The sequence below is a fragment of the Streptosporangium vulgare genome (assembly GCF_042428775.1).
GTDB classification, from domain to species: Bacteria; Actinomycetota; Actinomycetes; order Streptosporangiales; family Streptosporangiaceae; genus Streptosporangium; species Streptosporangium vulgare.
The window spans coordinates 447,821-468,058 of record NZ_JBHMBS010000004.1 but is presented as its reverse complement, the minus strand read 5'-3'; the positions used below and the strand labels follow the sequence as shown (position 1 = coordinate 468,058).

Annotated in this window: 13 protein-coding genes; 6 read left to right on the top strand and 7 right to left on the bottom strand. The window is 69.9% G+C overall.

Going from position 1 to position 20,238, the window contains the following annotated elements:
• Positions 1-199 precede the first annotated feature (199 nt).
• Positions 200-3,871: a choice-of-anchor D domain-containing protein gene (locus ACFFRH_RS11435; protein WP_344742822.1), complete on the bottom strand. Its 3,672-nt coding sequence runs from the start codon at positions 3,869-3,871 to the stop codon at positions 200-202.
• A 525-nt stretch (positions 3,872-4,396) separates the two neighbouring features.
• Here ACFFRH_RS11435 and ACFFRH_RS11430 point away from each other — a divergent pair.
• Complete coding sequence (locus tag ACFFRH_RS11430; protein WP_344742823.1) at positions 4,397-7,330, top strand: AfsR/SARP family transcriptional regulator; 2,934 nt, start codon at positions 4,397-4,399, stop codon at positions 7,328-7,330.
• Between the two features lie 648 nt (positions 7,331-7,978).
• Complete coding sequence (locus ACFFRH_RS11425) at positions 7,979-8,836, top strand: alpha/beta fold hydrolase (protein WP_344742824.1); 858 nt, start codon at positions 7,979-7,981, stop codon at positions 8,834-8,836.
• Positions 8,837-8,955: 119 nt separating this feature from the next.
• Here the strand turns inward: ACFFRH_RS11425 and ACFFRH_RS11420 are convergent, their stop codons facing one another.
• Complete coding sequence (locus ACFFRH_RS11420) at positions 8,956-9,597, bottom strand: tetratricopeptide repeat protein (protein WP_344742826.1); 642 nt, start codon at positions 9,595-9,597, stop codon at positions 8,956-8,958.
• 193 nt (positions 9,598-9,790) lie between these two features.
• Here ACFFRH_RS11420 and ACFFRH_RS11415 point away from each other — a divergent pair, with 193 nt between their 5' ends.
• The gene (locus tag ACFFRH_RS11415) at positions 9,791-10,246 is read left to right on the top strand and encodes a DUF488 domain-containing protein (protein WP_344742833.1); all 456 of its coding nucleotides are present in this window, start codon (positions 9,791-9,793) and stop codon (positions 10,244-10,246) included.
• Here the strand turns inward: ACFFRH_RS11415 and ACFFRH_RS11410 are convergent.
• Both ACFFRH_RS11410 and ACFFRH_RS11405 read right to left on the bottom strand, forming a co-directional pair.
• Positions 10,224-11,087, bottom strand: a complete 864-nt coding sequence (locus ACFFRH_RS11410) for a DUF8757 domain-containing protein (protein ID WP_344742827.1) — start codon at positions 11,085-11,087, stop codon at positions 10,224-10,226. The two genes, ACFFRH_RS11415 and ACFFRH_RS11410, sit on opposite strands and share 23 nt — an antisense overlap.
• Before the next feature lie 374 nt (positions 11,088-11,461).
• Positions 11,462-11,845 (bottom strand): hypothetical protein, encoded by a 384-nt coding sequence (locus tag ACFFRH_RS11405; protein ID WP_344744756.1) that lies wholly within the window; start codon positions 11,843-11,845, stop codon positions 11,462-11,464.
• A 14-nt stretch (positions 11,846-11,859) separates the two neighbouring features.
• On the opposite strand from ACFFRH_RS11405, the gene ACFFRH_RS11400 reads away from it, so the two are divergent.
• On the top strand, positions 11,860-12,417 hold the full coding sequence (locus ACFFRH_RS11400) for an ATP-binding protein (protein ID WP_386156100.1): 558 nt from the start codon (positions 11,860-11,862) through the stop codon (positions 12,415-12,417).
• Positions 12,418-12,560: 143 nt separating this feature from the next.
• Here the strand turns inward: ACFFRH_RS11400 and ACFFRH_RS11395 are convergent, their stop codons facing one another.
• Entirely contained in the window at positions 12,561-13,745 is a 1,185-nt protein-coding gene (locus tag ACFFRH_RS11395) for an FAD-dependent oxidoreductase (protein ID WP_386156098.1), read from the bottom strand.
• Between the two features lie 268 nt (positions 13,746-14,013).
• On the bottom strand, positions 14,014-14,391 hold the full coding sequence (locus ACFFRH_RS11390) for a hypothetical protein (RefSeq protein WP_344744753.1): 378 nt from the start codon (positions 14,389-14,391) through the stop codon (positions 14,014-14,016).
• 529 nt (positions 14,392-14,920) lie between these two features.
• On the opposite strand from ACFFRH_RS11390, the gene ACFFRH_RS11385 reads away from it, so the two are divergent.
• Positions 14,921-17,872: a glycosyl hydrolase gene (locus tag ACFFRH_RS11385; protein ID WP_344744752.1), complete on the top strand. Its 2,952-nt coding sequence runs from the start codon at positions 14,921-14,923 to the stop codon at positions 17,870-17,872.
• Between the two features lie 6 nt (positions 17,873-17,878).
• On the opposite strand, the gene ACFFRH_RS11380 is transcribed toward ACFFRH_RS11385, so the two are convergent.
• Positions 17,879-18,775: an SCO6745 family protein gene (locus tag ACFFRH_RS11380; protein WP_344744751.1), complete on the bottom strand. Its 897-nt coding sequence runs from the start codon at positions 18,773-18,775 to the stop codon at positions 17,879-17,881.
• A gap of 317 nt (positions 18,776-19,092) precedes the next feature.
• On the opposite strand from ACFFRH_RS11380, the gene ACFFRH_RS11375 reads away from it, so the two are divergent.
• Entirely contained in the window at positions 19,093-20,178 is a 1,086-nt protein-coding gene (locus tag ACFFRH_RS11375; RefSeq protein WP_344744749.1) for a hypothetical protein, read from the top strand.
• The last annotated feature ends 60 nt before the right edge of the window (positions 20,179-20,238 follow it).

The following is a 20,238-nucleotide window of genomic DNA, read 5'->3' as shown; positions in this document are numbered from 1 at the left end:
TATGACGGATGGGGCACAAGGGGAGACGGTGGGGGCGGAGGTTCGGTTGACACCAATGACACCAAAAGCCCTATCTGTGCGGCGGTTCCGTCTCGTGTGGGTGGCAGATGTTTGCTAGCCGGGACGAGAAAAGCACCGGATGGGAGACGTTCGTCCCATCCGGTGCCTTGGTCGACTGTGAGGCCACGAAACTACGAGGCTACGAGGCGTAGACCTCGAACTCGGAGAGCTGGCCGGCGGGCCAGCCGCTGTTGGCGGTGAAGGTCAGGCGCAGGTGGCGCCTGCTGGTGGCCGGGAAGGTGATGGTGGCCGTGTTACCGGTGGCGGGGTTGAAGGTGTAGGTCGCCGAGCCGACGACGCCGGTGAAGTTCGTCCCGTCGGTGCTGCCCAGGAGGGCGATCGCCTGGGTGCGGGTGGCCCAGTCGGCGGCCGGGGGCAGCTTGAGGACGACCCGGCCGACGCTCTGCGTGGAGCCGAGGTCGACCGTGACCGACTGCGGGAAGGCGTTGTTGTTCGACTCCCAGTAGGTGCTCGCGTTGCCGTCCACGATGTTGCCCGACCCGTACACCTGCGCGTGGCTGGTCTCCGTGGTCGGCTTGCCCTGCGCCAGGTTGGTGACGGGCGCCGAGCCGCCGGTCCCGGTCAGGGCCACGGTCAGCGGCCCGTTCGGGTCGTTGCTCGCCACGCTCAGGGTGCCCGTGCGGGTGCCCGTCGCGGTGGGGGTGAAGGTGACGTTGACGGTGCAGGAGGCGCCCGCGGCGAGGGTGGTGCCGCAGGTCCTGGTCTGGGCGTAGTCGCCGGTGGTGGCGACCGTGCCGAGCGTCGCCGACCCGGTGCCGGTGTTGGTGACCGTGACGGCCTGCGCCGGGCTCGTGCTGCCGACCGTCCCGGCGGCGAACGTCAGGCTGACCGGGGAGGCGGCCAGCGACACGGTCGGCGTGGGGTTGCCGCCGCCCGGGAAGATCTGGAACTCCGAGATCTGGGCCGCGGGCCAGCCGGTGTTGGCGGTGACGTTGATCCGGACATAGCGCACGGACGAGCTGGTCAGCGGGATCGTGACGCTGTTGCCCGAGGCCGGGTCGAAGGTGTGTCCGGCCGAGGCCTTCAGCGTGGTCCAGGTGGTGCCGTTGGTGCTGCCCTGGACCGACAGGGTCTGCGTCCTGGTCGCCCACGCGGCGGGCGGCGGCAGCTTCAGGGTGACGGAGCCGACGCTCTGCGCGCTGCCGAGATCGGCCTGCAGCCACTGCGGGAAGGCGTTGTTGTTCGACTCCCAGTAGGTGGAGGTGTTGTCGTCGTTGGCGCTGCCCGGCGGGAAGCCGCCGTTGGAGCTGCTCGCCGTCATCGTCGCGCCGAGCGCGAGGTTGGTGGTCGAGCTCGTGCCGCTGCCGCTCAGGCCGACCGTGAGCGGGCTGTTCGGGTCGTTGCTGGCGACGGTCAGGCTGCCCGTGCGGGTGCCCGAGGCGGTGGGGGTGAAGGTGACGTTGACGGTGCAGGAGGCGCCCGCGGCGAGGGTGGTGCCGCAGGTCCTGGTCTGGGCGTAGTCGCCGGTGGTGGCGACCGTGCCGAGCGTCGCCGCGGCGGTGCCGGTGTTGGTGACCGTGACGGCCTGCGCCGGGCTCGTGCTGCCGACCTGGCGTGCCCCGAAGGACAGGCTGCCCGGGGAGGCGGTGAGGGCGACGCCGTTGGTGCCGCTGCCGGAGAGGCTCACGGTCACCGGGCCGCCCTGGGCGCTGCTGGCGACGGTGAGCGTGCCGGTGCGGGTGCCCGTCGCGGTCGGCCTGAAGGTGACGTTGACGGTGCAGGTCGCGCCCGCGGCGAGGGAGCTGCCGCAGTTGTTGGTCTGGGCGTAGTCGCCGGTGACGCTCACCGAGCCGATCGGGGCCGCGGTGGCGGCTCCGTTCGTGATGGTGACGGTCTGCGCCGGGCTGGTGGTGTTGACCTGGCGCGCGGCGAAGGACAGGCTGCCCGGGGAGCCGGACAGGCCGCCGGTGTTGCCACCGCCACCGGGGTAGATGTAGTTCGGCGTGGGCCAGGTGCCGGTGCAGGTCGTGCTGCTGGGGCTCCAGCCGGTGTTGCCGGTGCCGAAGACGGGTGTGAAGGCCGTGCCGACACAGTTGTGGATGGCGACACCCGCGCCGATGTGCGCGGCCCTGACGTTGTTGAACGTCATGTTCGCGCCCGACTGCGCCTGGATCATGTACGTGCCGGTGCCGTCGATGTCGACGTTGTTGAAGTTCACCGTGCTCGTGGTGCCCTCGATCATGTGGATCGCGGCGTACGAGCTGTCCAGGATGTCGGTGTCGGTGACGTTGATGGTGGCGTTGACCGGCTCGTTGAGCCCGCTGAACCAGATGGCCCCGACGCCGAAGTGCCAGTTGAAGTCGTTGTTGCCCGCCCGGAGCAGGGTGTTGCGGGCGACGGTGTGGGTTCCGGCGACCGCGGTGCCCTGGCCGGAGTTGACGCCCGGGTAGCGGTTGGAGATGTGGATGCCGCCGCCGTTGCTGACCGTGTCGGCCACCACGTTGTCGGTGATCTGGATGTCCCTGCCGCCGTACGTGACGATGTTGTTGGCGAGCAGCGTCACGCCCACGGTGTTGAACGTGAACTTGTTGCCGACGTTGGGCAGCCGTTCCGGCCACATGGCCAGGGCGTCGTCACCGGTGTTGCGCAGGAACGTGTTCGTGACGGTCGAGTTGGTGACCCCGGTGTGGAAGTTCACGCCGTCGGCGGTCTGGTCGAGGATGCGGCTGTTCTTGATGGTGAAGTTGTTCATCGGGCCGTCCATCCAGGCGCCGACCTTGGTGTGCTGCATCCACACGTTGTCCACGACCGAGTCGGTCATCGCGCCGCCCATGGCGTTGACCTGGTCGTTGTCCTCGCGCTCCATGATCTCGCCGATGATGGCGAAGTCCTTGAGCGTGACGTTGCGGCTCGGGCCGCCCGCCTCGTGGGCGCGGATCTCACCGCCGTAGCCGCCGCCCTGGACGTACTTGCCGTAGACGCCGACGGCCCGGTTGCGCTGGGTGGGGTGGCGCCCGCCGAGCACGCTGTACCAGGGACCGGCTCCGCGCAGGGTGACCCCGTCGACGACCACGTGGTCGTAGAGGTTGTACGTCCCCTCGGGGATGTAGACCTCCTTGCCCTGGGCCTTGCCGGCGTTGACCGCGGCCTGGAAGGCGGCGGTGTTGTCGACGCTCGTGTTGTTCTTGACGGCGCCGAAGTCGTCGACCGACAGCGAGCCGGACGGGCGCCCGATCGGGCCGCCGACGACCTCGAAGTCGGCGAGGTCCACGGTGACCGGGATGCCGCCGGTGGACTGGATCCGCACCTTGGCGCCCGCGGCGAGCGTGGACCCGAACATGGTCCGCGTCTCGTCGTAGAAGTGGTGGGGGTTGGTGTCACCCGGGTTGTTGTTGAACGGGTAGCCGCCGTAGTACCAGCCGTACTTGGAGGTGAGGGTGAGGTCCTTCAGGTGCGTGCCGTTGATCCGCAGGCTGGCGGTGGTGTTCTGACCGGTTCCCGAGGCGTTGTCCGGCACGCTGTAGCGCAGCGACATCGCGTTCGCCGGGCGGGTGAGCGTGAACTCCACGTACTCGCCCGAGGAGTCGAGCGTCACCGCCCTGCGGCCCGAGGCCTCCGAGGGGAGGCGGCCGTAGATCCGGTCGGGGCCGATCACCTGGCCCGTGTGGGCGGTGTCCTCGGCCTCTATCTCGAAGAAGGGCACGGTGGCGCCCCGCCCCGGGAAGTCGAACGGGGAGTCGGCCCGTACGGCCGCCGTGGCGGGGGTGACGGGTAAGGAGGCCAGCCCTCCCGCCGTCAGCGCCGCGATCGTGGCGATGGTCCAGGCCTTTAGCCTGCCGGACTTCTTCATCGGCTGACCCTTCACTGTACGAAGAGCCGGACGCTTCGCGGCCGGAGCGTCGGGGGACGTCGGCCGGTGGTGCCCGGGGGGTATCCACACCTTAAAATGACGAACAGATTGCTGCAAGATTTCAGCGAATACATGAAATGTAACGACCGCGTTGCGTTGGTTCTTGTGCGGAAATTTTCATGCAACTGTTTGCGCATGGCTGGAAGCCGCTTGCGTGGCGGTGGAAGCGGCACCCGGCGCCGGTTCGGGCTCCCGGGGCTCTGGAGCGTTCCTGATGATCGGGTAGTGCCCCGGCCGGCCGTCGTGATCCATGGCGGAATATCCCGAATGCGGAACATGGGAAGGTTCGCCGGTTTTTCGGCGAAGGTCGATGTGCTGCCATACGATGCTTCATCGTGGTGAGCTGGTACGGAACGGTACAGCGAGACGAAACGTCCTGGAGTCCGTCGGGCGGCACGCCGACACGAGAGAACGGCGGCGGTTCCGTGAGGCTGTTCGGGGACGAGCGGAAGACAGCGCTGTCAGATGAGTGATCCCGGGCTGCGGTTCTCGATACTGGGACCGGTGCGCGTCTGGCGGGACGGCGACGAGCTGGAGAGCGGCTCCCCCCAGCAGCGGCTGGTCCTCGCCGTCCTCCTCCTGGCCGAGGGCAGGGCGGTCGGCCACGACCACCTGCTCGACGCCGTCTGGGGCGAGTACCGTCCCCGCACCGCGATGGGCACGCTGCGCACGTACATCTCGCGCCTGCGCTCCGCCCTCGGCGCCGAGGTGATCACCTCGATCGGCAGCGGGTACGCCCTCGCCGGCGGGACCTGCGACCTGGTCACGATGGAGGAGCTGTCCCGCGAGGGACGGTACGCCGAGGCTCTGGCGCTCTGGCGGGGAGAGCCGCTCGCCGGGCTGGAGGGAGGCTACGCCGAGGGCCAGCGGGTGCGGCTCCGGGAGCGGCGGCTCGCCGTGCTGGAGCGCAGGCTCGCCGGGGAGGTCGAGGAGGGCAGGCACGCCGAGGTCATCGCCGAGCTGACCACGCTCCGCGGGGAGCATCCCGCCAGGGAGCGGCTGTCCGGCCTGCTGATGCTGGCGCTGTACCGCTCGGGGCGGCAGGCGGAGGCGATCGGCGTGTTCACCGACACCCGGGAACTGCTCGCCGAGAGTCTCGGCATCGACCCCTCGCCCGAGCTGGCGGAGCTCTATCAGCGGATCATCACGGCGGACCCCGCCCTCGGTCTGAGGAAGGTGGCGAGCCCGCCCGTCAGGCAGGTGCCCCGGCAGCTCCCCGCCGACACCGCGGACTTCACCGGCAGGGAGTCCGCGGTCGACGAGATGGTGGACGCCCTGAGGGCGGGCAGCGCCTCGGCGCTGGTGATCTCGGCCGTGTCCGGCACGGGCGGCATGGGCAAGACCACCCTGGCCGTCCACGTGGCGCACCGCCTCGCGCCCGACTACCCCGACGGCCAGCTCTTCGTGAACCTCAGGGGCTCGGGGGCGCAGCCGCTCGCGCCGGAGACCGTGCTCGGCAGGTTCCTGCGCTCCCTCGGGGCGGAGGTCCCCGCCGACTCCGAGGAGCCGGGCGAGCGGGCGGCCATGTACCGCTCCACGCTGGCGGACCGGCGGGTGCTCGTCGTCCTGGACAACGCCGCGAACTCGGCGCAGGTACGGCCGCTGCTGCCGGGCGCCGCCGGGTGCGCGGTGATGGTGACGAGCCGCGCGAAGATGGCCGGCCTGTCCGGCGTACGCCAGGTCGACCTGGGCGTGCTGCCCCACGGCGAGGCGATGGCGCTGCTGGCCAAGGTGGCCGGGGAGGCGCGGGTGGCCGCCGAGCGCGAGGCGGCGGCGGAGCTGATCGGGGCGTGCGGGCACCTGCCCCTGGCGATCAGGATCGTGGCCTCGCGGCTGGCGGCGCGGCCCGCCTGGAGCGTGGCCAGGATGCGCGACCGGATGGCCGACGAGCGCAGGCGCCTGGCGGAGCTGCGGGCGGACGACCTGGCCGTCGAGGCGACGTTCGCCCTCGGCTACGACCAGCTCGACGCCGCGCACGCCTCGGCGTTCCGGCTGCTCGCCGTCCCCGACGCGGCCGACTTCTCGCTGGGCGCGGCGACGGCCGTGCTCGGCCTGGACGAGGCGGACGCGGAGGAGGTGTGCGAGGCCCTGGTGGACGTGAGCATGCTGGAGTCGCCCTCACCCGGCCACTACCGCTACCACGACCTCCTCAAGATCTTCGCCCGGTCGCGGCCGGAGGACGAGGACGTACGGCGGGCCGCGCTGGCCAGGCTGCTCGGCTACTACCTCTCCGGCATGACGGCGGCCTACCACCTGACCTATCCGGGCGCCCCGGTGTCCGGCTCGGACCGGCCCGCCTCCCCCGGCTCCTTCTCCTCCGGCTCCTCCTTCTCCTCTGGTTCCTCCTCGCCCGGTCCTTCCTTCCCCGGCCTCCTCTTCGAGGACGAGGAGGCCGCGGTGAACTGGGCGGAGGACGAGGAGCAAGGGGTGATCAGCTGCGTGCACCAGGTCGCCCAGACCCCGGGAAGCGTCCTGTCCGACGCGATACGGCTGCTCGACATGGCGTCCGACGTGCTGGAGACCGACGTGACCCCCGAGCGCTACGAGCGGGCGGCCGGAGCCCTGGTCGAGGCGGCGGCGGCCAGAGGGGAACGCCGCGCCGAGGCACACGCCCGGTGCGTGCGCGGCGGGTTCTGGACGAGCCGCTGGTTCCTCGACGCGGCGATCGAGGACGGCGTCGCCGCGCGGGACCTCAGCCTCGCCGAGGACGACCTGGCACGGTACGCGGAGAGCCTCAACCTGCTGGCCATGGCCGCCTCCAACCGCGGCTCGAAGACCGAGGCGATCGCGCTGTACGCCGAGGCGGTCGAGGTCTGGCGCGGGCTCGGCGACCGGAGCAGCGAGACGGTCGGCCTGGGCAACATGGCGCTCGCGCTCGCGTCGGTCGACAGGACCGCCGAGGCGGTGGAGGCCGTGGAACTGGCCGACCGCACCATCCGCGAGCTGGGCGGCGGGGCGGATCCCGACATCCTGTACCGGTCGGCCGTCGTGCTGCGCGACGCCGGGCGCCCCGAGGAGGCGCTCTCCCGGCTCCTGGAGACGCGGAAGGCGTACCGGAGGCTCAAACAGCGCGTCCGGGAGGGGGCGACCCTGCTGCGGATGGCCGAGACCCACCTCGCGCTGGGACAGCTGGACCGTGCTGTCGACTGCGCCGAGGACTCGCTGGGCCTCATGGCGGAGGCGGGCGACGAATGGATCCAGGGCAAGGCGCTCGTCGCGCTCGGCCAGGCGTTCTCCCGTCTCGGCCAGCCGGGCCGGGCCGGGGCGTGCCTGACCGAGGCGCTTGAGATCTTCGTCCGGCGGAACATGCCCGAGGCCGACGAGGTACGGGCCCTGCTCGACCGGCACGGGGCCTCACGGCCGAACGCCGAGCCGAGAGCGACCGCCCTCACCGGCTGAGCCCCCGCCCTGCGGGTGTGCTCGGCCTGCCGTCTTCCGCGTCCGCCTTGCTCGCGTGGTGAATCGTGTGTGCCTTCCGCGCGTGCTCGGTCCGCGTGGTGAATCCGTGCGTTCCCTAGCACACCGCGCGTGGTGTGCTAGGGAACGCCTTCGGGCGCGGTGAGACCTGCGGTGAGAGCTGCGGTGAGACCCGCGGTGATGCCTGCTGTGAGACCCGCGGTGAGACTCGCGCCCGCGCGAGGGACGGAGTGAAAAGCCTGCTCGCGGGGCGGGACGGCGTGCCTTCCGGCGGTGGGGTGCGTGTGAACCGCGAGCCGGAGGGGGCGGCGGAGTACCGCGTCCGGGCCCGGAACTGTCGGTGCCGGCTGGCATCATCAGGGGTGTGGATCCGCGCTACTACGACGTGCGTCGCCGCCCCGGCCGTCATGACGGCCAGGCCGGCGAGGTCGTGGTGTCCTCCCGAGGGGAAGCGAGGAGGACGGTGGCGGTGCGGTTCTCCATGTGCCGCCAACCCGGGGTGGCCCGCCACAGGAGGAGGCACTCATTCCCCTAAGTCCTACGGGCAGGGATGTCGAGAACGCATCCGTGGCTCCGATTCTCTGTGATCGGCGGAACGAGACGGACGACGATTTTCGAGGAGGAACGACCATGCGGCCCACGAAGACGAACACCCTGAAGGTGCCCGGCGCGACCCTTCACTACGAGATCCGCGGCTCGGGCCCGACCCTGCTGCTGATCTGCGGCGGGATATACGACGCCGCCGGATACGCGAGCCTGGCCCAGCGACTCGCCGACCGCTACACGGTGGTGACCTACGACCGGCGCGGCAACTCGCGCAGTCCCCTGGACGGGCCGCCGGAGCCGCAGAGCATCGAGACGCACGCCGACGACGCGCATCGCGTGCTGGTGGAGGTGGGGGTCACCGCCGACGATCCCGCGTACGTCTTCGGCAACAGCTCGGGGGCGATCATCGGCCTGGAGCTGGCCGTCCGCCATCCCGAGCAGGTGCGCGTCCTGGTCGCCCACGAGCCGCCGCTCTTCGAGCTGCTGCCCGACCGCGACCGCTGGCGCGCCGTCGTCCGGGACGTTGAGGAGGCGTTCGCCAAGGAGGGGACCGAGGCCGCCATGAAGGCCTTCGCCACCGGGTTCGACAGGACCGGCCACGAGCACGAGGAGGCGGCCACCCACGGGGAGCAGGGAGAGCCCACCCCCGAGATGGCGGAGGCGATGGCACGGATGGAGAAGAACACGGAGTTCTTCATCGGCTACGAGGTGCCGCCGTTCGTCAGCTACCTCCCCGACGTCGAGGCGCTCCGGGCCTCCTCGGCGCGCGTGGTGATGGTGGCGGGCGAGGAGTCGGAGGGGCAGCCGCCCTACCGGGCCTCCTTCGTCGTCGCCGAGCAGATCGAGGGGCGGCACGTGATGTTCCCCGGCGACCACGGGGCCTTCGGCACCCGGTACGAGGCGTTCGCCGCCAAGCTCGACGAGGTGCTCTCCGGCTCCTGAGGTGACGCGGCCCGGCGGCCGTCTCCTGGTGACCCGGCCCGGGAGACGGCCGCCCCCGCGCGGGTCTGCTGCTCTCTTCCGGAGACCGGAGACCGGAGATTCGACAGAGACGAGGCCGCCTACACCCGCGTGCGGGCCTCCTCGATCTGGTGCGCGATGTTCCTCGCGCCGCTCGCCTCGGCGAGGGCACTCGCCTCCTTGGCCAGCGCGAGCGCGTCGTCACGGCGGCCCTGCGCGGCGGCGATGTAGATCAGCCCGACCAGGTTCGCGGCGACACCCGGCCAGAAACCGAGCTCCCGGCGGAGCCGTACCGACTCCTCCAGCCGTTCCCGCGCCGTCTCCAGCCGCCCGGCGGCGTGCTCCGCCGTCCCCAGGTGCCGCAGCGCGTACGACATCAGCAGCTTGTCACCGGCCCGCGCCGCGAGTTCGTGCGACCGTTCGAGGAACGGAACCGCGGTGTCGTCGTCCCCGCGGACGACCTGGTGGAGGAGACCGACCCAGAGCAGCGACTCGCTCTCGCCGCGCGGGTCGCCGAGCGCCCGGTAGAGCTCCGTCGCACGCTCGAACAGCGCCAGCTCGCGAGGATCCTCGTTCCCGTCCTCGAAGAAGCGCGCGTGCATGATCCGGCCGCGGGCCAGCGCGAGACCGGCCTCGACCGCGTCCAGCTCCCGGTCGGCCACCTCCAGCACCCCGGCCTCACCGTCGAAGACCGCGCGTTCGTAGAGCACCCTCGCCCGTTCGAGTCTTTCCTCCGCGCTCATCCGCCCAACCCCCCGTTCATCCGGATCCGCCCACCGCGTCGAACACCGTACGCGCCGGACGAGGCGTGACACCAGCCTTCCGGCTGCCGGGAGAGCTTGGCCGGCGGGTTACGGAAGCCCGTCGCGGGAATGGTCGTCAAGCCTTACGAGATCTGCGTGACGGTTACGACTCGGGCGTGAGAGGGTGCAGATCATGCTTATGATCGGACAGCATGCGCGGTTGACCGGGATCGGATACGAGGGATGCGACCTCCACGGATTCATCCAGAGGCTTCACCGTGAAAACGTCACGTTGCTGGTCGACGTCCGGCTGAACCCGATCTCCCGGAAGCGTGGATTCAGCAAGACCGCCTTGGCCAACGCGCTTGCCGGTGCAGGAGTCGCCTATGAACATATGCGAGAGCTCGGCAATCCCAAATGGAACAGGGCAGGGTTCGGTGGCAGCCCGGCCGAGCTGGGGGCAGCTCGCGGTGTCTATGCGGGGCAGCTCATGGATGCCGACGCACGCGAATGTTTGAACCGGATCGCGGAAGCCGCTCAGCGGCAGACAGTGGCGATCATGTGTTTCGAAGCCGACCAGGATCGCTGTCATCGCGACCTCGTCCTGGAGGCTGTTCGTGAACGGTTCAGCCACGCGGTGTCGGCTTGAGCCGTTGGGGATAGGCCACTCCCAGAACTATGAAGCTCTGCGGATGGGCCTGCTGGTTACCGACGTAGAAGACGGTGTCTCGATCCGACGCGCACATCAGATCCCAAAACTTTTCACGAATGACCCGTTTTACCCCAATGTCGTTGCGAGCGTTCACGGTGCGCTGGAGGGCGACCAGTTCCCAGTCATAGATTCCCTGACGGTGCGTGTTGCAGTCGGCCGAATGGCAGCGGTAGCGGTACCAAGCCTTGAAGCGGGGTGCTTGGAGCGCGGTTCGAGGCACGGAGTCGAAAAGACCGAGCTGCTGAACGTACCGGTCGATCTTCTGTCGCTCCGCAGGCGTCCAACCGGGGTGAGGTTCGACATCCAGCGCAAGGATCTCCTTGGGCCGGATGGCTGCCAGTGACTGGGCCGCGGGATGCCGGCGGACGGCGGCGATGAGGTCGCACATGGATTCCTCGATGTAGTCATCGAGGTACGGCATCCGTTTTGACCAGCCGTCAAGATGCCCCTGTACGACGAAGCTGTCGGCCCGCGGTCGCCAGCTTTCCGCCCTTGGATCGTTCGAAGTGGGTTTGGCTTCCAGGGTGACGACATCATATTTCCGGAATTGGCTATTGCCGTCTAGCTCGCGGAAGTTGATTGGGTAGAGCCGTACCCATCCCGGTTGGTCGAGGTCGAGCCGTAGTGCGGCCACGCAGACGGTTTCCCCGTAGCTCTCCGAGGGATTGGGGGCGGCCTTGACGGTGATCAGCACTCTCATGCGCTGAAAGCGGTTTTCCAACGGCTTGATCTGGGCCGTTTCGAGATCGGGACCGAACAGGGAACGCTGCTCCGCCAACACACCCTCCGCGCTGACACAATGGTGATTCACAAGGTTAACCTTGCTTTCCTCCGCTGTGCTTTGCTAGAGAGAGTTGTCCACAACTGGACGGATTTCCGGCTAATCAAGCATCTCGCTCAGAGTAACCGTCGTGAGACCAGGTCCTTGGTCCGCACGCTCAGTTGCTTGATGATAAAGGTGTCGAGCCGTTCGGGGGCTGGTTCGACGCGCTGAGCCTCCACCCGTTCGTCCTAATTCGTGGATCAATCGTCAATGACTGGAGGAGGCGGCCGAATCGTTCCCGTTTCCAGCGAGGCAGGTTGTTCAGCGGGAGTCTGACGACGCCGCACTGCCGATGAGGTGTCGTGTCAATCGATTGATCACTCGCCTGCTCAGCCACCTGTGGTCATGAGAGGGCTGACGAATCCCGCCCGCAGCAGATGCTCGTAAGCGGTCCGCACGTGATCAGGAACATCCTGCTCGACGGCGAAACCGAGCTTGGGGTATTCGATGACGCGTTTGAGGTCGCCGACGAGCATGTCGACGACCAGATGCTCGTCGCCGATGGATTTCACGTAGGCGTTGAGGGCGAGAGGCCCAGAGGCGCACACGACATCCACCTCGGACCAGGTCGTTTTGCCCTCATGCCTCTGCCGGTCATGCTCGATCGCAGGTGAGAGCCTTTTATCTCGGCTCTCACGCCTCCCTGCGGACGAGGTGATGGAAGTGATCGTGGCGGCCACCGGCTCAGCGGGCGACGATTCGTCGAAGAACACCGGGGAAGTACGGCTTGGCCCCGCAGACGCTCGATGGTGGATTCCGGCCCGCTGGTGTCGGCCGTCTCGACGACTGGCACGTCATGGCGCGCGTACTGCTTCCCGGCTCTGTCTCGCGACGAGCCAGAATCCTGCTCAACGAGGTGTTGTCGAGAGCGGGGGTTGACGCCGAGGCTCTGGGGGACGCCGAGAACGCCGTGGCCGAGCTGGCGGCCAACGCCGAGGAGCACGCCTGCGGGCCCTTTGAGCTGCGCGTCGTTTTTGTGGACGGCAGCCTGGCCTGGTGTGAAGTCGTCGACGGCGACCGAGACCTCGGTGACATTCCCGCGATCCTCGATCGGCTCCGTTCCCGTGGTGACGAGCCTGGCCTCGATCTGTGGGAGGAGCATGGCAGGGGACTGTTGCTCGTGTATCTGCTGTCCAAGGGCTGCTGCCAGGCATACCCGACCCGGATGTGCGCGACCGGAGCATCGGGGAAGGCCGTCGTCTTCGCCCTGCCCTGGAAGGCCGATGCTCACCTTCCCCCGCATCCCTGGGCAGCGGCCTTCCCGGATCACCGATCATCCACCTGACCTCAGGCCCGTTGAGACGGTCGGGACGCACGCCGCCGGCCTGATTCCCCCTTCCGAGGGAAGGTCGGCGGCGGCTCGAAGAGACTGCCCAAGGGGCCGCGCGAGCCGCTGCCCCCCTCAGCACGGCGCGCGGGTCAGGTCCTTCAGGTGAAGCGGCGCAGGGCGAAGCGGGGGTGGGGGCCGGTGTGGCCGAGGGCCAGGTCGGCGGTCATCCGGCCGATCAGGGGGGCGAACTTGGCGCCGTGGCCCGAGCAGGGGGAGACGATGACGAAGGGGCCGACGCGGTCGAGGACGAAGTCCTCGTCGGGGGTGATGGTGTAGAGGCAGCTCGCCTCGGTCAGCGGGGTGGGGGCGAGGCCGGGCAGCCACCTTCGGACGTGAGAGGTCACCACGTCGCGGGAGGCCGGATCGACGACGCCGTCCCTGGTGGTGGCGGTGACGGGCTTGCCGAAGTCGTGCTGGGCGACCTTGACCGCGGGCAGGGAGCCGCCGTCGCCGCCCGAGGGGAGCCCGTAGATCTGCGGGCCGTCGGTGTGGACGAAGACGGGCCAGCGGGCCTCCGGGTCGTGCGAGAGGAAGTGGAAGACCTGCTGCTGGGTCACCCGCAGCGGGGGCAACCCCACCGGCACGCCGAGCGGTCCGGCGAGTTCCGGCAGCCAGGGACCCGCGGCGACGACGACGGTGGCGGCGGTCACCTCCGGGCCCTCGGTGCGCAGCCGGACGCGTCCGTCGGGCAGGGGCTCGGCCCCGGTGAACCGCACGCCGGTGATCACCTGGGCGCCCAGCTCGGCCGCCCGGTTCACCGCGGCGGCCACGGTCGCGTCGGCGTCGACCGTGCCCGCCTCCGGGTGGTGCAGCACCGGTCCCTCGAAGCTCATGAACGGCCACCGCTCGGCCGCGGCGCCGGGGGAGAGCAGCTCGTGCGGCACGCCCGCCTCCGCCAGCAGCCGGGCGAGCCCTTCGGGGTCGCGTCCCGCGCCGAGGTCGACGCCGCCGGTGACGCGGAGCAGCGCCGTCCCGGTGTCGTTCTCCAGCTCGCGCCAGAGCTCCCCGGACAGGCCGGTGAGGCGTACGTACTCCGGGTCGGCGTAGGCGCGGCGGTAGATCCGTGAGGTGCCGTGCGAGCTGCCGCGCCGGTGGCCGACGTCGTACGCCTCGATGAGGGTGACGGCGTGCCCGCGGCGGGCGAGCTCCCAGGCCGTGGCCGAGCCCATCAGCCCCGCGCCGATCACCGCGATCTCCGTCTCGATCCGGTCGGGGGCGTCCATCGGCGGCTTCTCCCTTCGAGGACCGTCGCCGTCGTCGTCCTCGACGGCGGGGTTCTCCACGGGGGCGATCCTAGACGAACGTGCGAGAACGGCCCCGGCCGGACCCTCGCGGGCCCGGCCGGGGCCGGTGTTTCCTCGGGGACGCCGATCAGGGGAAGGTGATCGGACGGCGGTGATCACAGGGGGACGGTGATCACGGGGTGATGGCCAGAGGGTGCCAGAGAGGGTGGGGGAGCGGTGGTGATCACGGGGGACGTGGGTGGAGCGGCGGTGGTCACCGGGGGACGGTGACCGCCATAGGGCGGGGAAGTGGTGCCGCAGGGGGCGATCAGCTGACGTTGGCGCAGATGGCGTAGACGCTGATGCCCACGTCGTTGTGGCCGGGCTGGCGGCCGAGGCCGATCCAGCCGCCGCCGTCGTCGGTGGGGAAGGAGCCCACCAGCACGGCCTCGTTGCCCTGCGCCTCGGCGCCGCCGCCGACGGCCTTCTTCCCGCCGGGGCAGCGGACCACGCGGCGCTGGAAGTTGGGGACGTTGGCGTTCGGCAGCTTCACGAGCTGGTAGCCGGTGAAGTCGGCGACCGCCGGGACGGCGGGAGCGGCGGGCACGGAGGCCGTGGCCGGAGCGGCGATCGTCATCGCGGTCAGACCCGCGACGCCGGCGGCGGTGACGCTCAGTGCGACGGTCGTGAGCTTCCTGCTTCGCATGTTCTCTCCTGGGGCGGGGAGTGCCTGAGTGGTCACGCAAAGTAAATTGCCCGTCACGGTGAGTGTCCAGCCTTGGTTTTGTCACTGCCGCGACAGTTGCGCCTGTTCCGGTGGTCGGGCATGTGCGGCCCTTGGGCCCCTGCTCGCGCGGCGATCGGCGCCTCGGCGGTCGCCGGTCCGCGGCCTTTTCCGATGGCGTCCGGGGTCGGAGGCGGGCGCCGGCAAGGGGTCGATCGGCGATGGACGTCGATCGATGGAGAGAGCGCTCTCAGATCAGGATAGATCCACTTCTTGATCGTCGGACAGAGGGTCGGTGCGGTGCGTGTGGCTCCGGGGTGGCATCGCTGCGCGGTGGAACGCCCTATTTTCTGCGCTTACGCCCTCTCGCCTGCATCTCTATGCTTTACCTATTCGTTACCAACGTGAAACATTGACTGCCGTGACGCAGCCCGTTACTTTTCGGTGAGAGAGCGCTCTCTCATATCGGTCAGCTTCAGAGCCCGATTCCTCTCCCCGGAGGCACCCCCCAATGGATCCCTCGATCCGGACCACGGGTCCGGACAGCGCGCCCCCCCGTGAAGGACGACTCGCCCAGTCGGCGGCCCGCTTCAGGGCCCGCCGCCGCCGCCTCGCCGCCGGTGTGGTCGTCGCGATGGTGGCCGGACTGCTCGGCCTCGGCGCCGCCCGCTCGGCCGAGGCCGCCACGGTCGGCGCCGGCAGCTACGCCGACACCCTCCCGGCCGGCCGCTCACTGCCGGCCGGCTGCGGCTCCATCTCCACCAACCCCCGCCAGTGGGTCACTTCCAACGCCCCCGCCGGGGCCGTGCCCACCAACGACTGGTGGTCGTCGATCCTCTACAAGAAGACCGACTGCGCGTACGGTGAGCCGCTCCACGCGCACCCGATCTCGTACGACACCTTCGGCAACGGGCTCGGCTTCTCCTACAACACCACCCCCGCCATCAGCGGCACCGCGACCGGCGTCGGCGAGTACCACTACCCGTACGTCGAGAACATCCGCGTCGGCGTCGCGGGGCTGAGCTCGCCGGACGTCAAGGTCGACGGCTGGAGCGACTGGACCGTCACCCCGTACTGGAGTGGCGGGGGCCGGACCATGAAGGCCACCATCGGCCACGGCCTGCCGTTCGCGTACTTCCAGATCACCGGCGGCGACGCGCAGATCACCGCCGCGGGCACCCCCACGGTGTGGTCCAACAGCGGCGCCACCATCGGCTTCACCGCCGGGGGCCGTGACTACGTCGCCTACGCGCCGACCGGCGCGACCTGGTCGGTGAACGGCGCGACGATCAGCTCCTCCCTGGCGGGCAGGGGCTTCTTCTCCGTGGCCGCGCTCCCCGCGGGCGGCGACCGCGCGGCCCTGGCGAGCACCTACGGCCAGTACGCGCACGCGCACGTCACCGGCACCCGCGTCTCGTACGCCTACAACCAGGCCGCGAGCTCGCTCACCACGACGTACGCCTTCACCACCACGGCCAGGCAGGGCAGCCAGACCGGCACGGTCATCGCGCTCTACCCGCACCAGTGGAACTACCTGACCGGCTCGACGCCGCTGGCGCAGACGTACGTGTCGGCGCGCGGGCCGATGAAGATCGTCACCGGGACGCAGTTCACGACGACGATGAAGTACACCGGCGTGCTGCCCGAGATCCCCGCGGTGGCCGACAGCTCGGGCGCGGACCTCACCACGGTCACCAACCAGCTGAACGCCGAGCTCGGCAACCCGATGGACATCCGGGGCGACGACACCTACTGGACCGGCAAGGGCCTGGGCCGGGCCGCCCGCATCGCGGAGATCGCCGACCAGCTCAACCTGACGTCGGTGCGCACCGCCGCGCTGAACGCCATCCGTACCCGCCTCAACGACTGGTTCACCGCCTCGTCGGGCAAGACCAGCCGGGTCTTCTACTACAACCCGAGCTGGGGAACCCTGCTCGGGTATCCAGCCTCGTACGGCTCCGACCTGGAGCTCAACGACCACCACTTCCACTACGGCTACTACATCGCCGCCGCCGCGACCCTCGCCAAGTTCGACCCCAACTGGGCGAAGACGAGCCAGTACGGCGGCATGGTGGACCTGCTGATCCGCGACGCCAACAACTACGACCGGAACGACACCCGCTTCCCGTACCTGCGTGACTTCGACATCTACGCGGGCCACGACTGGGCGGCCGGGCACGGCTCGTTCGGCTCGGGCAACAACCAGGAGTCGTCGTCGGAGGGTATGAACTTCGCCAACGCCCTCATCCAGTGGGGCCAGGCCACCGGCAACACCGCCGTCCGTGACGCGGGCATCTTCATCTACACGACCCAGAACGCGGCGATCCAGGAGTACTGGTTCGACGTGCGCGACCAGAACTTCCCCGCGGCCTTCGGCCACAGCACGGTCGGCATGGTCTGGGGCAGCGGCGGCGCGTACGCCACCTGGTTCAGCGGCGAGCCGGAGATGATCCAGGGCATCAACATGCTCCCGATCACCGGCGGGCACTTCTACCTGGGCGACAACCCCGCGTACGTGAACACCAACTACGCCGAACTGGTACGCAACAACGGCGGGCCGCCCACGGTGTGGCAGGACATCCTCTGGCAGTTCCAGGCCCTGGGCAACGGCGACGCGGCCCTGTCGAACCTGCGCGCAGCCGGTTCCTACACCCCCGAGGAGGGGGAGAGCAGGGCGCACACCTTCCACTGGATCCGCAACCTGGCCGCCCTCGGCACGGTGGACACCTCCGTCACCGCCAACCACCCGCTCGCCAAGGTGTTCAGCAAGAACGGGGCCCGCACCTACGTCGCCTCCAACATCACCGGCAGCGCGCTCACGGTGACCTTCTCCAACGGGACCGTGCTCAACGTCCCGGCGGGCAAGACGGTCACCTCCGGCGCCTTCACCTGGAGCGGCGGCAACGCGGGCGGCGGCACCACGAACCCCGACCCGACACCCACCCCCACCCCGACGCCCACCCCGACCCCGACTCCCACGCCGACCCCGGGTGGCTTCACCGCGACGCGCTACCTGCAGAGCGGCGGCGGCCTGCCGGGCACGGCCGGCGCGGCGGGCAGCGTCGCGGTGGCCGCCGCGAACGGCAACCACGACGGCGTGCCGACCAACGCCCGGGTCTTCACGGCGACCGGTCTCACCGCCACCCACAACGGCGGCACCACCGCGTTCGACCTCTTCGTGGACGCGGGAACCTCGGTCGCCAACGGCACCCAGGTCCGGGTCTCCTACGACCTGACCGGCAACGGGAGCTGGGACAGGGTGGAGACCTACGCCTACTTCGCCACCGACCCGGTGACGGGCTGGGAGCACTACACGCAGGGAGCCGGCCCGCAGTCCTCCTCGGGAGCGCTCGGCAACCTGTCGAACGGCCAGGTGAGGGTCGAGGTCTGGAACGCCATCGGCAACGGTGCCGTCAACCTCGGCACCGGCAACCAGTCGACCGTGAGGCTGCCGTTCGGCTGACCCCCCTCAGCTGATCGGTGAAGGGACGGCCGGGAGCGTGAGCCCCCGGCCGTTCTCGTCCTGCCCGGGAGGCGGCGGCAGGCCGATCGGGTTGGCGGGCGGCATGACGCCCGACTCCAGGACGGCCATGGTGAGCGGGTACAGCAGCAGGGCGAGCTCGGAGGTGCGCTCGTCGCCCAGGGCCCGCCAGGGAACGGCCGCGGCCTCGTCGGTCAGCCGCTCGATCCGCTCGCGCTCCCGCGTGCCCTCGGCCGTCAGGGCGCCGGAGTCGTCGACCCAGCCGCGCTCGCGCAGCGCGGCGGCACCGGCCTCCCACTCCTCGTCGTCCCAGCGTCGCGCCAGGCGCAGCTGGTCCGGGTCCGTCTCGCCCGCCGCGACCTTGAGCAGGTGGGACTGGACGGGGGAGACGCCGTGGGAGACGAGGGCGGCCACGTGCCCGTCGCCCCGGTGCTCGCGCAGGGTGGTCGCGGCCTGCCAGAGCAGCAGGTGCGGCTCGTCGGGCGCGGGCAGCGCCTGGTTGGCCGCGCCGAGCACCCGGCCCGCGGTGTCGGCGAGCCCGGCGGCCTCCCAGGCGAGCTCGGCCGCCGCGCGCAGGTCGTCGGAGCCGGTCACCTTGTCGGTGAGCAGGTTCCGCAGCGCCGCCCCCGCCCCGTCGAGCCGGGCGCGCAGCACGTCGCCGGGGGTCGCGAACGTCCAGGCGTCGGGGAGCGCCCTGGCGACCCTGGCCGGCGGGAAACCGTGGAAGGCCGCCGTGACGACGCCGGGGCCGACCGGCCCGAGCGGGGCCGCCCTGCCCGCGAAGTAGCCCATCCAGAAGCCGCGCATGCCGACCGCGTCGGCCGCGGCCCGCGCCTCGGGAGCGAAGTATGTGACGGCGTGCAGGGGCTCCAGTAATTGCCACATGACACGCGGAACGTTCGGTTCGGGTTCCGGCACGGTCTCACACCCCGTCTCATGGATCCTGGCGGATCGGCTGTGCATTGTTCATACGGTACTCGTCGGAACGACCGGACGATCTCTTGACGAGAGAGCTGTCATCTGGTCGGAACCCTGACCTGATCTGGGAAGACAAGGTCATCTCACCTGTCAGGTTGGGTCTTCTCAAGGGGGGACGGGCGAGTTATCAAGAGCTCAGGACGAACTGTGATTCCAGACATTCCCGCTCGCTGGTGACACGGTCACGTCCGATCGCCCCACCCCACGAACCAATGGAGTACGGCATGCCGCAGTTACGAAGAGTCACTTTTCACATCCTGTGTGTCATCGCGATGCTCACCGCGAGCGTCATCGCGACGGCCACCGGAGCGCAGGCCTCCGTACCCAACCGATGGGGCTTCGCGGTGGTCGACGTGACCTCCGGTATCCCCGACCTCAACCACCAGGCGGGCAGCTGGGGGCCGGGCTTCAACGTCAGCGTCACCCCGGGCGGGGTCGGGCAGACGTTCGTGCGGTTCCCGCAGATCGCGATCACCGGTGGCGTGGTCCACGTCACGGCGATCTCCGACAACGCCTACTGGTGCCAGGCGCAGAACTGGGGCCCCTCGGGCACCGACGTGGTCGTGGCGGTGCAGTGCTACCGGTACGGCGGGGCCCAGGTCTTCACCCCGTACAGCATCGTCTTCGAGCAGAGCACCGGCACCCTGCCGCTGCCGCAGGCGTTCGGCTACGTGCACTACAACGGCGGCGGCATCACCTCCCAGTTCAACTCGGCCGGGGCCGTGAACACCGTCGGCGGGGGCGCGGGCGTCTGGACGGTCACCCTGCCCGGCCTGGGTTCCTCGGGCTTCGCGGGGAACATCCAGGTCACCGCGGTCAACCCCAGCCAGCCCGCCCGCTGCAAGGTCGGCGCCTGGGCTCCGGGCGTGGGCGCGCAGGCGGTCCAGGTGCGCTGCCACAACGTGACGAACGTGCCGCTCAACACCGGATGGACGCTGACCTACCAGCGTGAGCGCGCCATCACCGGCGCGGCGATCCCGCCGAAGAACTTCGCCTACACCTTCGACAACACCCCGGCCAACCCCGGCCCGTACGCGCCGGTGCCCGCGCCGGTGAACTACAACTCCCAGGCGGGCGTGAACACGGTCCAGAGCTCGGGACTCGGCCAGCGGCTGGTGACCTTCCCGAAGGTCGGGATCCTGCAGGACCAGGTCCAGGCCACCGCGTACGGGTCCGGACCCGAGTTCTGCAACCTGCAGACCATCTGGAACACCAGCGGCAGCAACGCGTTCGTCCGCAACGTCGTCTGCTACAACGCCGCCACCCGTGTCGCCCAGCCCTCGCTGGTCACCTACACCTCGGCCTTCTGAGGGCACTCCGGCCTTCTGGCAGCATCTCGGCCTTCCGAAGGCGCCTCGGTTCCTGAAGGC